Origin of the sequence: Stieleria marina, from assembly GCA_007741555.1 — a bacterium.
Lineage (GTDB): Bacteria > Planctomycetota > Planctomycetia > Pirellulales > Pirellulaceae > K23-9.
Genome location: CP036526.1, coordinates 3,596,435 through 3,609,349, shown reverse-complemented (window position 1 = coordinate 3,609,349; position 12,915 = coordinate 3,596,435). Strand labels below are relative to the sequence as shown.

The window sequence follows — 12,915 nt, the reverse complement described above, 5'->3', positions numbered from 1 at the left end:
GACTCATGAAAAATCAGCTTTGGCGATGAACATCCTTGGGGACGGTTGGGTGACTAGCGTTTGCTAGCAAAATCCGTGCACCTGTTCATCAGACACATGTCCCGTGACACGTCTGGTCCCTCGTCGCCGAAATATTCTTCGCAGCCGTTATGACCGGACCGGTTTTGACGGTGGGCCAGACCGCAATTCAGCCCACAAAACACGTTGCTTTTTCCAGTCCATTTCCATCGTCAGCGGTCGCAGAAGTTTTTCCGAGATTTGCGGCTTGCCCTTCTTCATCCGAGGCAGAAACAGCAGCTCTTCCTGGATGTCAGGAGCCAGCAATGTCAGGCTGAGGATCTGCGAAACCCGGGGCTGCGAGACATGCCCGATCTCCGCAATGTGTTGCAGCCCCGTCGCCCGCCCGGATCGCAGCAACTCGTCAAACCGAATCGCCAATGCCATCAGTCGCGTGATTCGCGGCAGCGTGCCCGGAACGACTTCTTTCTCGTCGACGACTTTGTGGCGGCGCGATGTCGTCACCGCGATCGTCTTGCGAACCGTGATCATGCGACCGACTCCTCGCACTCTTCGACGAGCGCGGTGATCGCCGTCGGGTGGTACGAGATCGCCATTGAACCGGCGTCAGGTTCGTAGACAACTCTCGCGACGAGCAGCTCGACAAGGTGAACCCGTTCTTTCGCCGTCAGCGACGCCCAAACCACTTTGAAATCCGACATCGCAATGTCGATGTCGAGCCGAGAGAGTTGGCGGGCGGCGACTTCCTTCAATTTGTCCGTCGCGACAACGACGTCGGCTTCCGCCTTGGTGATCCGGGCTTTCAGGTCTTCGACTCGGATATCGTTGAGGTTCTCGAACACTTCGTGTTTCAGTATCCGCCGAACCTCCTCCGTGTCCCGGTTGATTTGAGCTTTCAACTGAGCCAAGAGCGTTTCGACTTCGGCTTGCTCCTTATCGAGCAATCCCTTCGACCCTTGGTACACGGCGTCACGCAAGCCATGGTCATCCACAACCACTCGGAGCTCATCGACGACCGCGGCCTCGATCATCGCCGCTGACACCGAACCCATCTCGCAAGCATCGGCTCCACTCTTCACCGTCGTTTGACAAGCGTAATACCGATACACGCTCGACTTCTTCTTGGTCGTTCGGTGAACCATTCGGCATTCGCAGTATGGACAAACAAGGATGCCCTTCAACAGTGCCGAGTACTTGTTGACCAGCCGCTGGGCTCGCCCTTTCTGGTGCGCCTTCAGCATCTTGCCGACCGCGTCGAACGTATCTTGGTCAATGATTGCGTCGTGCTCACCTTCGTAGATATGTTCCTTGTACGCGATCTTGCCCACATAGAGCGGACTGGTAAGTAGTGAGTGAACCGCTGGCTTGTCGAACACTCTGCCGCCGCGCGTCCGCCCAGTACGAGTCCGCCAGATTTTGTTCGGCCAGCCGAATTCTTGAAGGCGTTTCACCACCGGCAACAGCGAACGATACTCCAAGTACATCTCAAAGATTTTACGAACCTGCTTCGCTTCGGTTGCATTCACGACCAGCTTCGGACTCGTCCCACTGCGATCAACGTCGAATCCGAGCACCGGCATCCCGCCCGACCATTTGCCCTTCGCTCGCATCGCGGCGATCTTGTCGCGAATTCGCTCGCCAATGATTTCTCGCTCGAACTGGGCGAAGGACAGCAGAATGTTTAGCGTCAGCCGGCCCATCGAATGCGTCGTGTTGAACTGCTGAGTCACGGAAACAAACGATACGCCAAATTTGTCGAACGTCTCCATCACTCGGGAAAAGTCCATCAGCGACCGACTCAGACGGTCAACCTTGTAGACCACCACGCAGTCGACTTTGCCGGCCTCGATGTCTTCCATCAGCCGTTTCATCGCCGGCCGCTCGAGGTTGCCTCCCGAGAAACCTCCGTCGTCATACATCTCTGGCAAGCAACGCCAGCCCTCGGCTTTCTGACTAGCGATGAACGCTTCGGCGGCTTCCCGCTGAGCGTCGAGCGAATTGAACTCTTGCTGCAATCCTTCTTCAGTCGACTTGCGAGTGTAAATCGCACATCGAATCGTTTTCACTTTTTGCGTTTCAGGCTTCTTGCTCATGTGTGTTCTCCCAACTTGAAAAATCGGAAGCCGCTCAAGTGGTTTCCTGTAATGGATTTGGCGACCGCCGACAGAGAGTCAAAACGCTCGTCCTCGTATTCAAAGCCGTCGGTCAGAATCAGCACACGCCGAATCTTGCCCTTGTATCGCCGCTCGACAAAACTGCCTGGCGGAGGAATCCGAGGATCCCAGTTCGGTGGCATCTTGGTTCGTACCACGTCGCCTCCGACTTTGGGTTTAGGCGGCGTCACTCGGATCACCGATTCATCGGCGATTGGTCCGGCTCGAAGCAATGCTCGTTCGCTCAGCCCGCCGTCTTCCTTCGCTTGAATCCGCCAAGCGATGCGGCGGACGATGAAGTTGCGATTTCGGGAACGGCACTTCTCTTGATGAACGACCTCGAACTTCGCCACCAGTTGGTCAATCGTCAGGTCGGCCAACTCGGCGATTTCAAATGCTGCACTAGGACTCATCAGCTACCTCCGGTTGGCTCGGAAGTTGAGATTTGTCTTGTGTGCTTTTTGCCGCCGCCTTGTCGAGGGTTCGTCGAATCGCCCGCGCCAAAATGGTCGCGATCTCTTCGCGTTGCTGTTCGCTCAATTGGATCACCGTTACTGTTTGAGAGTTCATCGCGGACCGTCTTGCCCGTTGCAAAACAGTCACCGCGAGACACAGTGATCACTGACGGCGGAGAGATCTCAAGTCCCGTTTCCTCAATCTCGCGAGAACTTTCCAAAGTCTCTGGAATCTCGCCGCGTTTGACCCGAATCGTCACCAACTCCAGCAATTTCGCCACTTTTCGCACCTGAACAACAGGCTGGATATAGTCCAACGCCATATAACCCTTTCTCCTAAAACCAATCCCTAGCGAACCGAACGAAACGGTCCCGCCCTCAGGGTTATGTAGGAGAGAACTACATAGGGTTAACCAGAAAGTGCGTGGGTCATCTGATGTCGTCTAGGCTGGATTGAGTAGATAAAACAACCAGCCTGCGTAGGCGAAACGACGAGATAACTGAGCGCATGCATCATGTTTTCTATGTATATTTTTGTGATTTTACGCAGTAGTGTGTTTACTAACTTTGAGCCGCACAAATTGAGTGAGGGCAACGTGCCTCTAAAAGCTTTATACGACGACAAAACGGTTATTGCACCGTTGCTGTGCGACCAGGAATGGGACACGCTACGCCGCGATCTTCGCGACCATACTTTGACCTTGCGTTTGCCATGTTGTGGCGCCGAGTGCTTCGCTCGAGAAAGCAAGCTTGGAACACGGCACTTCTATCATGCGCGTGGAGCAGAATGTAGTTCGCCACGCGAGACTCTTGAGCACCTACTCGCAAAGGAGCGAATCATCTTAGGTGGTCATGATGCAGGGTTTCAGGTTGAGGCTGAAGCGATTGGCGAGGGATGGCGAGCAGACGTATTGGCTCGAAAAGGAAAGGTCGAGATCGCCTTTGAAGTCCAATGGTCCTCGCAGACGCTTGACGAAACCCATTCTCGTCAAGAGCGATACAAGAAAGACGGGATCAGGTGCGCATGGCTGTTCCGTCGTCTGCCCAAGAATTCGCGTCCAGCTCGAGATTTACCGATGTTCAAGATCGACTTCAAGGATCGAGCCGATCCTATTGTTGAAGGCCAGCCTCTGCGAAAGTTCGCTAAAGACTTGCTGTCTGGGCGTTACAAGTTCTGTGAACGTACGTTGGTCGCAAGTGAACAAGAGTTGATAATTCAGATTCTCCCTACAGTTTGCTGGAAGTGCAAACAGAATTGCCACGTATTCAGGGTAGTGAATCAGGCAATGGGTCTGCTTTCGACACACCAGGAACCAATCGCGTACCTTGACGACGGATTCGATGAAGGAGTTGACTTCTGCAAGGAAGCGGTTCGATTTATTCGCGAACTAAGGTCTCAAAAGTCAGACATCCAATTCTTCTTCGGAGAAGTCAAAAACCGATACAGTCGAACCAAAAGACGATCGTACCTTTCGCAAGGATGTCCGTTTTGCGATGCACTATTCGGTGACCACTATTTGCATCATGACGGAGACCTACTTTCTACTGAGCCAATACTTGAACACAAGCTAGTGGTCGCTGTTCTAAAGCGTCCTATTGTTGAGAAGGCGCATTGGTGCTTCTCTGAAACCATGCAGTTTTGCTGCTAGTACATCTTCGCTGCATCAATAGCTGTTCTCAATCACGACTTCGTCAAGCGGGAGTTGGCCAGGTTTTGGCCATGCTTCTTTGGTGCCTTTGCCGATCGCGACCATTGGTCCCAGGACGTGGTCATCCGGAAGATTGATCAGCTTAGCGACCTGTTCGATGTCGAAGCCGATCATGGGGCATGACTGGTAGCCCATACCTTGGGCGGCCAACATCATGGTTTGCATCGCGATGCCGATCGAACGCTGGGCTTCGTCGCGTTGGAGCCACTCGCGGCCTTCGTGGAATGGTCCCATCCAGTTGACCAACATCTCGGCCACTTCCTTTGGCGCGTTCGCAAAGTAGCGCGACGGCTCTTTCTTCCATGCCTTCATGTCGGCGGTGAACAGGACTAGCAGCGAGGCGTCCGTCATCTGGGCTTGGTCGTTGCCGAAGTCTTTGCGGATCTTCGCTCGCAGCTCAGGATCGCGCAGGATGACGAAACGCCAGTGCTGGATGTTGAAACTGGTCGGAGCCTGAATGGTGGTTTCGAGCAGCTCTTTTTCCTCGGCGGCCGTCATTTTGTGGTCAGCGTCGAAGTGCTTGATCGCTCGGCGGTTGAATATGACGTCTTTGACTTGCATATCGGATGTCTCGAAGGTGAGTTGAGATTTTCGGAATCTAGGAAAATGGTTTTGTATCGGACGTCGGCGGCTAGGGCGATTCTAGGAACGTTGACCACTTTCTTCGGATAGCACTCCGGGACTTCATAACCTGGAGGTCAAATAGTACAGAGACAACAGAGACCTTTGGCCGAGATCGCCCCAGAGACTGTTTCGCCGGCGGCCCGATAGTACTTTCCCAGAGACACTTGGAGAGATCTTTGCCGACGGACCGATGACGTAAGTCCTTGCCCAGAAAGCGGTAAAGCACGAAAAAAGCCGACGCCGGTCATGAAGACCAACGTCGGCTTGTTCGATAACCCGGCGGTCGGATTAAACCGACATGCCAGATTGAAGTTGCGGGAGCCGGATTCGAACCGACGACCTCGAGGTTATGAGCCTCGCGAGCTACCGGGCTGCTCCATCCCGCGGTAATTTTTGCCGCCGACTCGGTATCAGCGACATGCTTGGTAATATGCAAAATTGGCTGCTTGCTGTCAACGGGACACGCGATTGATTCTTTGAACCGAAACACCTGGTGGCTGAATTACGCTTTAAGACCTATTTAGCGAGAATCAAAGGAGCCTCTGGGACTTGGCCTATTTTGACTCGTCGACATGAAATTCGGCTTGGCCTAGTGGAATTTGCCTCTGCGGGCCCGTTTACAAGCAAAAGGAGCGTTTTGAATTCGACGTGAAAGTGTGCGGCGGGCTACAATCAAAGTGACTAATCCCTATGCGACAAACCGAAAATTCGGTAGTGACTGTGCTTGGTGCGTTGCCTTTTAATTTTAGGTCTCCGCGTCGCAGCATTTTTTGGGCTTCAAGTTGCCGTTGGTTGGCTATCGAAGGCTTAGACTACTTCTGACGACTTCGTTTCCGACGCTGTTCGCGACCTGACAAGGGTGCGGTCGCTGTTTTATCGTTGAAGTCACTTTCGGCTATTGCGAGTTTCGATGTCTCAGTCTGACTACGATCGCGAATCGACGACTTCGGGATTGGGTGCTGCGCCGTCCCCTTTGCCCAATAGCGGCGCGCCGCAGCCGCCACCAGCCGCTTCGCCGCGTCCGACCAGCCCACCAGCTGCTTCCAACTCGGGGCCACCAGCAAGTGGACCTCTTCAAACCGGGGCTCCCAACAACGGGCCTGCGCCGGCACAGCCAACGAATCGGCCTCCGGAAGCCCAACCGGGCCGGCACTTGCCAACGCCTCCTGCAATACCACCGGCCGCGGCTGCTAGGTCTTCTGAGCAGAACACACCTCCTGTACAGCGCACGCCGGCTACTCCGAGACTACAGCCAACGCCGCCGAATCCGAGCGTTCCGAAGCAACCGGTTGCTGGAAAGGTTTCCGGCCGGGCCGTGCCTCCGCCTCCGCCACCGCGATCAACGCTTGCTCCGGTTCGCAAAGGGGCTGAAATTTCGCCGAACATCAGTGGCGTCGGGTCCGCGACGTCACCGCGCTGGCGGGGAGAGTTGCAAGACATTAATCGGCGAGCGGAAGCCAAAGAGAACGCGCGTCGAGCGTTGATGTTGGCGGCCGAGACCGGCGGTGAAGTCGCTCCCGAGACGGTCGCCGAAGCTGAGGAAGATTACGAAGACCCGATCGTGACTCGGACTGCACCGCCGTGGTTGCTGAGCACGGTGATTCATCTGGTACTGTTGTTGATCCTGGCTCTGATTACTTCGCCGGTCGGATCAGGCATCGGCCGAGTGCTTCTGGTCATGGGACTGAGTGAGCAACAGACCGATTCGACGTTGACCGAGTTTACGATCGAAGCTCCCGTCGAGGTTGGCGAAGATTTGGAGGAGACGGAAGACATTCCGATCGAAATCGACACGCCCCAGATTTTTGAAATGGCACAGCCGATCGTCGAAGATGTCAAGGCGCCGCCGGAAGTGGGCGTGGGGCCATCGTCGATTGATATTTCGATGCCAATGTTTAACGGCCGAACCGGAGCAATGAAGAAAGCTCTGTTGTCGATCTACGGGGGGACACCTGAGACAGAAGAAGCGGTCGCGTCCGGGCTGGCTTGGTTGAAACGCAATCAACAGCGTGATGGAAGCTGGAGCATGCGAGGTCCATTTGGCGATGGCGGCATCACCGAGAATCGGACGGCTGCGACGGCGATGGCATTGTTGGCGTTCATGGGTGACGGGAATACGCACAAAGGCGGTGAATACAAGGATGAAGTGCTGCGTGGCGTGAAGTATTTGATCGGCAAACAGGCCCGCGACGGATTTATGGCGCGGGAAGCTCGCGGCCACGAAAAGATGTACGCTCAAGCTCAGGCCACGATTGCACTGTGCGAACTGTATGGCATGACGGGTGATTCTTGGCTGCGGCCTCGCGCTCAGTTGGCCGTCGAGTTCGCTGAAAAATCACAATCGTCTGAGGGAGGCTGGCGGTATGAACCGCGGTTTGACGCCGACACTTCGGTGACCGGTTGGTTTGTGATGGCGCTGAAGAGCGCGCAATCGACTGACTTGATTGTGAACGATTCGATCCTGCGAAAGGTCAGCGGCTACTTGGATACCGTCAGTAGCTACGGTGGCGCGGCGTATTCGTATCAACAGCGTGGAAGTCCGAGCCCTGCGATGACCGCCGAAGGGTTGCTGTGCCGGCAGTATCTGGGTTGGTTTCGCGAGCATCCACCGATGCAGCGGGGGATTGAGGCTCTGCTGTTGGATTCGCCTTTCGATATGCGCGACCGGGACGTTTACTACTGGTATTACGCGACGCAAGCGTTGCATCACTTTGGTGGCCCGCATTGGCGCGAGTGGAATAACGTGATGCGAGTTCAATTGCCCAAGGCACAAGTCAAACAGGGACGCGAGCGCGGCAGCTGGGCACCGCAGGGTGATCAGTGGGGGCGCAATTCCGGTCGCCTGTATACGACGTGCTTGTCGATCTACTGCTTGGAAGTCTACTACCGCCACATGCCACTCTACAAAGAGAACGCTGCGGATAAAGCTGCGGCGGGCAAAGATGCTGCAGACCCAACACCGGACGCCGCGAAAGAGCCACCCGGCGGCGGGGCAAAGCGAATGGGGATTCCCGCTGATGCAGCGAAGGGCCTGGGATCCGAGATTCAGTTCTAGCGTTTAAGAACCTAGTCAGCTGAATCGTCGATTGCTCTAAGCCCACTCATGAAAGCGTGAAAGCCTCGCGATTTTCCGACGGCCCGCTACGATCGCAAACCTTCGTCGGTTGGAGGGGCAGTTGGATCGGCGCGTCGTTCCTTCTTGAGATTGCGACTCATCCGTTCCAACAGCGCCAAATCTTGAGGCGAGAGAGCTTGCCGGCCGTGGGTATGAAGCTGTTCGAGCACAGCATCCAATCGCGATGCATCCACGGCTTCCTGTCGTTCTGAACGCATCGCTTGTCGTAGTTGGCGACGATGGCTGACCGACGTGACGGTCTGCTTCAGAGCTTTCCAAGGATTACGGCGTTTGGGTTTGACGCGTTGAAAGGACAAAGGTCCGGCGAGAGTGGTCGGCTCCCAATGAGGGAACGGCCCGAACGACAAAACCAAATTTCGGACGTCGTCGGCGCGAGACGAAACCCACAGAAGCAGGGCGATCGCAAAGATAAAAAACCAATTGGTCGAAACATTGACCGGGGATCGGGCCACGGCAGCGAGAGCGGTTAGGATCGTAAAGAATGCGACCAACTGAATCGAGCGGCGTGAAAAATGAATCTGAAACGATTCGTTCATCCGCTGAGTCAAAAGTGAAACGGCGGCGACCATCGCGACTCGCCCAGTCGATTTGGGAAGCGGATAGGCTTGGCAAATCGCTTGGACCCAGCAGAGCCAAGCGCCGCCGAGCCAGATGGAATCGGCTTGCGTGAGTCCAAAGCTGGGGGCCGACCAGACGCTGAACATTCGCGGCCACGGTTGCGTGCCGTTAACGAATTGTTCCGCTACCACAATCAGCCCGCCAATCGCAACGACCGCGAATAGCGACGACAGGGAGACAGTTAATGCAGTCCGCGCGTCCCAGTCGCGTGCCCGCGATTCCACGCCCAGGATTCCGATCGTGACGGATTCGATGGGGACACCGAATGCAAAACGATAAAAGGCGTAGACCGTCAGTTGCACGAGCCAACCCACGAGCCAGAACGCAAGTCCTACAAACGCGACGGACATTAAGTCGCCGTTTCCGCTAATTTCGACACCGCCGCTTGATCGCCCCCGAAAGGTCACGAGCACACCGACTAGAACCGCGACTGCGACGAAAACACCATAGGAAACAAAGAGTCGTAAACCAGAAATCGTGCCCAGTGGAATTGCCCAATGGTCGTTAGCGTCTTGGAACGGCGGATTGCTCGGTCGTGAAAACTCGTCGACGGCTGGCATGGTGTTTAAGAGGCGAGGCGGTCGGTGCGGGTAGGTTGGAGGGCGGGTCTGCATGCAGAGCACAAATGATGCCAACGCGATGCGTGACAACCATGACGGCGATGCACGAGAATCACGAGCGAGAGGCAGTTATCGCCAGTGCGGACCGTGTGAAAACGATCGATCATCACGACACGCCCGAACGCGTCTGTCATTCCTACGCTTATGCTACCCACTTTGATTGACCGGGAAAGCGATTTCTGGCTATTTCGCCGTCGTTTCAGCTGCCGAGTCGGGCTTGTTTTTGGCGGGTTCATTGACACTTTGGCCAATCGCGAACGCCAAACGTCCGATCATGCTGAAATAGCAGAAAGCAACCGCAACCGACGCAAATACTGCGATGACCGCCGCAGCGACGGGAGCGGCACTGGACAGGCCGACAAAAAAGAAGAACAAGACAGCGAAAAGCAGCCCAGCGGAGAAATACAAACCGCCCCAGGCTTCCTGACATCGCGTTACGCTGCGGGCCACTTCGGGCGAAAACGGCATAAAAATACTCTGCATGTCCATCATCGACAAAACGAAAAACGGAAACAGCAGGTAGATCGAAAACATCGTCATCGCCGTCGACAACAATCCCGGACCAAACGCCAAGCTTGTGATCGCCAATATGGGCACGCCAGCCAGGATGACGGCCGACAGCGCGACCACCAAATCATCGATCCAGGCCGTCGGGTCGGCTTCGGGCCAGTCCGTGACGGTTTCGTGTTCGTTTGCAACCGACAGCATGATCGCAAAACCACAGGCGACCGTTAGCGCGGTGAATACCACTCCCCAAACCATCAGCCCCACCACTAAAAGCGGGTGACCGATGCTGATGACGATCGCTGCGGGAATGGCTCCCATCATCGACAGACAGAGCCAGCGAGCGATGACGCCAAAATCCAGAAAGATCCCGAAGACGTTGGTCGCCCATTCACGCAAGCTGGGAATATCAGGATCCTGAAACGTGGTTGGCGTTTTGTCCTCGTCCCGTTCGGCTTCGTCCAATAAATCCTGCGCTGATTTTTGATACGGGTCAACGCGTTTCTTTTTATGCGCCGCTGAGTCCTCGAAACCAAACGTCTTGGCGTTTTCGACGTCGATCGTAAGCTTCTTTTTGACGCGCGGTGGCGGCGGCACTTTGACAGGCGAATGACAGTCGGTGCACTTGATGCTTTTGCCGGCCTGCGCTGCTTTGGCATAAAGAATCGAACCGCAAATGTTGCATTTGACGCGGTACTCCGATTCGTACTCGACAGCATCGGCCTGACGCGGCTTTCCCGCATCTGTTTGGCCACGCCCGGCGGGTGGCGTATCAGCGAGATCAGCGGTCGGCAGCGTCTCTTGCAATGGAACTCTTACGGGCAGCGGCAAATCAGGGATCTTGAATTCATCATCGTCGTCCACCGATTCGTTGAGTGACGGCGTTTTGCCAGCAGCGTTTGACGCGGGAGCCTTTCCCGCAGCAGTTGCTTGCGCGGGCGTTTCGGCGTCGGAGAAAGGAGGCAGCGCATCGAACGAGTCGCCGGCGTCACCAAGTTGATTGCCGCTGTTTGCAGTCGCCGATGGCAGCGGTTCGATCGATGACGTGAATGCGCTTAGTTCATCACCGAATTTGGCAAGCACATTGGGTTCATCCACATTGGGTTCATCGTCTTCGACCACTTCGACATCATCCAGCTCTTCCGAGTCGAATGATTGCGAGTCGTCTAATGTTGGGGCGTCTGATGCCGGGTCATCTCGCGAAGCGATAGTCGGCGAGGACGCAACCGAAGCCCCATCAGTATCCAGCGACAGCCAATCGTCATCATCATTGGTGGAGGCTGAAAAGCCTGGTGCGAGAAAGAGTTTCTCGCAGTGCGGACACTTGACTCGCATCCCGGCGGATTCAGCACCGATCGTGACGGTCTGATTGCATCGCGGGCACTGGAGTGTTGGGGGCATGATGATGCAAAAAGCAGAAGAGGGCCAACGCGTGAAGGCCAACACTTACGTGGCCCATGAATCAAAGCGAGACCAGTCCTGGCGATTCTTGTGCGCCAGGACTGGCCCCGTCCAACGTAACTTTGTCCAGCGGCTGGATCTAGCTTCCGAGGACTTCCGTCTCGCGCGCCTTGGCCATTTCGTCGGCCTGCGCCTCGAACTTTTTCGTCAGCTCTTGGACTTGCTCTTTCAAGCGATCGCGATCGTCTTCGGTGAGCTCTTTGTCCTTTTCACCTTGGTCGGCCGCTTTGTTGGCGTCGCGACGAATGTTACGGATCGACACTTTCGATTCTTCGGAAAGCTCCTTGATCCGCGAGACCATCTTTTTGCGAACTTCCGTCGACAATGCCGGGACGTTCAAGCGGATCATGCGACCGTCGTTTTGAGGATTGAGTCCCAAGTCGCCGCCGACAATGGCTTTTTCGATCTCTTTGATTGTGCTGGCATCGTAAGGACGAATTACGATCTGCTGAGGCTCCGGGACGCCGATCGAAGCAAGCTGCTTGATCGGTGTCATCGAACCGTACACTTCCACCTTGAGCGAATCAACGAGCCCAGGCGTTGCGCGTCCGGTGCGAATGCCCGAGAGGTTGTTTCCCAATACACCGACCGCTTTTTCCATTCGCTCTTCGGCGTCCATCAGTGTTTCGTCAGAAGTCATATTGGTGTCCTGTAAATTGAAAAGTGACGATTTTATTTTGTGTAGATAGTTTAACGGGTTTGAGCAGCGCCGATCCAGGTACCCACGGTCTCTCCGGACACGGCGCGAACAATGTTTCCGTCTTTCTTAAAATTGAACACCAAGATCGGCTTGGCATGTTCCTCGCACAACGCGATCGCGGTTGCGTCCATGACGCGGAGCTTTTTTTGCACAATATCTGAAAAGCTCAGCGATTCAAACAGAACTGCATCGGGATTTTTTTCTGGATCGCTGTCGTACACACCGTCGACGCGTGTGGCTTTCAACACGACATCGGCATCCAATTCCAGCGCACGCTGCGCTGCGGCGGTATCAGTGGTCACAAAAGGGTTGCCGATTCCTGCTGCCAGGATGACGACGCGGCCTTTTTCTAAGTGGCGAATCGCTCGCCGTCTGATGAAGGTTTCGGCAACTTTATCGACTGGGATCGCCGACATGACACGCGTCTGTAACCCAGTCGCTTCGACAGCGTCCTGCAGCGAAAGCGAGTTGATGACCGTGGCCATCATGCCCATGTAGTGTGCGGTGGCTTCTTGGACGACCATGTTGTCTTCGGAAAACTGACCGCCGCGAAGGATGTTTCCGCCGCCGATGACGATGGCGATTTGGCAACCGGATTCGTGAGCCTGTTTGATCTGCGCGGCAATGTCCGCGGACTCCCTGCCGCTGATTCCGCGACCGCTTTCGTCGGCAAGGCTTTCGCCGCTGAGTTTCAGGATGACGCGTTTGTATTTCAGAGCGGTTGATGACATGATTTTATCTTGGGTGTGATCGCAATCGGCATTCAGTCGGTTCGCGGAGGGACGCGCCCTGCCCAAATCTGCTCCAGTCGGGCGGAGTCGGGTCAGACGTTTTTGCAAACCAGTTGATGCGGCGTTGGACAACGTGCCAAATGCAAGTTGCCAACGGGTGGACCGGAATCATACGAAAAAACCTTG

Annotated in this window: 13 protein-coding genes and 1 tRNA gene; 3 read left to right on the top strand and 11 right to left on the bottom strand. The window is 55.4% G+C overall.

Annotated features, from left to right (window positions below; all coding sequences use genetic code 11):
* Positions 1-147: 147 nt before the first annotated feature.
* The 4 genes from K239x_RS12565 to K239x_RS12550 are packed head-to-tail and all read right to left on the bottom strand — an operon-like array spanning position 148 to position 2,949.
* Entirely contained in the window at positions 148-549 is a 402-nt protein-coding gene (locus tag K239x_RS12565) for a hypothetical protein (protein WP_145418416.1), read from the bottom strand.
* Positions 546-2,111, bottom strand: a complete 1,566-nt coding sequence (locus K239x_RS12560; RefSeq protein ID WP_145418415.1) for a recombinase family protein — start codon at positions 2,109-2,111, stop codon at positions 546-548. Before K239x_RS12560 ends, K239x_RS12565 begins: the two co-directional genes overlap by 4 nt.
* Positions 2,108-2,584, bottom strand: a complete 477-nt coding sequence (locus tag K239x_RS12555) for a DUF2924 domain-containing protein (RefSeq protein ID WP_145418413.1) — start codon at positions 2,582-2,584, stop codon at positions 2,108-2,110. The genes K239x_RS12560 and K239x_RS12555 overlap by 4 nt, the downstream gene beginning before the upstream one ends.
* Positions 2,584-2,949, bottom strand: coding sequence for a hypothetical protein (locus K239x_RS12550; protein ID WP_145418411.1), 366 nt, complete (start codon positions 2,947-2,949; stop codon positions 2,584-2,586). Before K239x_RS12550 ends, K239x_RS12555 begins: the two co-directional genes overlap by 1 nt.
* Before the next feature lie 192 nt (positions 2,950-3,141).
* On the opposite strand from K239x_RS12550, the gene K239x_RS12545 reads away from it, so the two are divergent.
* Complete coding sequence (locus tag K239x_RS12545; RefSeq protein ID WP_145418409.1) at positions 3,142-4,275, top strand: competence protein CoiA; 1,134 nt, start codon at positions 3,142-3,144, stop codon at positions 4,273-4,275.
* 15 nt (positions 4,276-4,290) lie between these two features.
* Here K239x_RS12545 and K239x_RS12540 read toward each other — a convergent pair whose 3' ends face one another.
* From K239x_RS12540 to K239x_RS28530, 3 genes are all read right to left on the bottom strand, one after another.
* Positions 4,291-4,896 carry a nitroreductase family protein gene (locus tag K239x_RS12540; protein WP_145418407.1) on the bottom strand — a complete coding sequence of 202 codons (606 nt, stop codon included), beginning with the start codon at positions 4,894-4,896 and terminating at the stop codon, positions 4,291-4,293.
* A 375-nt stretch (positions 4,897-5,271) separates the two neighbouring features.
* Positions 5,272-5,345 (bottom strand) — tRNA-Met (locus K239x_RS12535).
* Positions 5,346-5,883: 538 nt separating this feature from the next.
* Positions 5,884-6,006 carry a hypothetical protein gene (locus K239x_RS28530; RefSeq protein ID WP_419189992.1) on the bottom strand — a complete coding sequence of 41 codons (123 nt, stop codon included), beginning with the start codon at positions 6,004-6,006 and terminating at the stop codon, positions 5,884-5,886.
* A 268-nt stretch (positions 6,007-6,274) separates the two neighbouring features.
* On the opposite strand from K239x_RS28530, the gene K239x_RS12530 reads away from it, so the two are divergent.
* The gene (locus tag K239x_RS12530) at positions 6,275-8,014 is read left to right on the top strand and encodes a prenyltransferase/squalene oxidase repeat-containing protein (RefSeq protein ID WP_419189991.1); all 1,740 of its coding nucleotides are present in this window, start codon (positions 6,275-6,277) and stop codon (positions 8,012-8,014) included.
* Between the two features lie 86 nt (positions 8,015-8,100).
* Here K239x_RS12530 and K239x_RS12525 read toward each other — a convergent pair whose 3' ends face one another.
* On the bottom strand, positions 8,101-9,273 hold the full coding sequence (locus tag K239x_RS12525; protein WP_145418405.1) for a hypothetical protein: 1,173 nt from the start codon (positions 9,271-9,273) through the stop codon (positions 8,101-8,103).
* Positions 9,274-9,338: 65 nt separating this feature from the next.
* On the opposite strand from K239x_RS12525, the gene K239x_RS28525 reads away from it, so the two are divergent.
* On the top strand, positions 9,339-9,497 hold the full coding sequence (locus K239x_RS28525) for a hypothetical protein (protein ID WP_419189990.1): 159 nt from the start codon (positions 9,339-9,341) through the stop codon (positions 9,495-9,497).
* Positions 9,498-9,516: 19 nt separating this feature from the next.
* On the opposite strand, the gene K239x_RS12520 is transcribed toward K239x_RS28525, so the two are convergent.
* From K239x_RS12520 to pyrH, 3 genes are all read right to left on the bottom strand, one after another.
* Complete coding sequence (locus K239x_RS12520; RefSeq protein WP_145418403.1) at positions 9,517-11,238, bottom strand: AzlC family ABC transporter permease; 1,722 nt, start codon at positions 11,236-11,238, stop codon at positions 9,517-9,519.
* 139 nt (positions 11,239-11,377) lie between these two features.
* On the bottom strand, positions 11,378-11,938 hold the full coding sequence (gene frr / locus K239x_RS12515; protein ID WP_145418401.1) for a ribosome recycling factor: 561 nt from the start codon (positions 11,936-11,938) through the stop codon (positions 11,378-11,380).
* 50 nt (positions 11,939-11,988) lie between these two features.
* A complete protein-coding gene (pyrH, locus tag K239x_RS12510) occupies positions 11,989-12,729 on the bottom strand; it encodes a UMP kinase (protein ID WP_145418399.1) in 741 nt (246 codons plus the stop codon).
* Positions 12,730-12,915: the final 186 nt, after the last annotated feature.

Bases quoted from the DNA above. Each gene is read 5' to 3' on its own strand.
- K239x_RS12565 (WP_145418416.1), bottom strand. From the start codon at position 549: ATGATCACGGTTCGCAAGACGATCGCGGTGACGACATCGCGCCGCCAC.
- K239x_RS12560 (WP_145418415.1), bottom strand. From the start codon at position 2,111: ATGAGCAAGAAGCCTGAAACGCAAAAAGTGAAAACGATTCGATGTGCG.
- K239x_RS12555 (WP_145418413.1), bottom strand. From the start codon at position 2,584: ATGAGTCCTAGTGCAGCATTTGAAATCGCCGAGTTGGCCGACCTGACG.
- K239x_RS12550 (WP_145418411.1), bottom strand. From the start codon at position 2,949: ATGGCGTTGGACTATATCCAGCCTGTTGTTCAGGTGCGAAAAGTGGCG.
- K239x_RS12545 (WP_145418409.1), top strand. From the start codon at position 3,142: ATGTTTTCTATGTATATTTTTGTGATTTTACGCAGTAGTGTGTTTACT.
- K239x_RS12540 (WP_145418407.1), bottom strand. From the start codon at position 4,896: ATGCAAGTCAAAGACGTCATATTCAACCGCCGAGCGATCAAGCACTTC.
- K239x_RS12525 (WP_145418405.1), bottom strand. From the start codon at position 9,273: ATGCCAGCCGTCGACGAGTTTTCACGACCGAGCAATCCGCCGTTCCAA.
- K239x_RS28525 (WP_419189990.1), top strand. From the start codon at position 9,339: ATGATGCCAACGCGATGCGTGACAACCATGACGGCGATGCACGAGAAT.
- K239x_RS12520 (WP_145418403.1), bottom strand. From the start codon at position 11,238: ATGCCCCCAACACTCCAGTGCCCGCGATGCAATCAGACCGTCACGATC.
- frr (WP_145418401.1), bottom strand. From the start codon at position 11,938: ATGACTTCTGACGAAACACTGATGGACGCCGAAGAGCGAATGGAAAAA.
- pyrH (WP_145418399.1), bottom strand. From the start codon at position 12,729: ATGTCATCAACCGCTCTGAAATACAAACGCGTCATCCTGAAACTCAGC.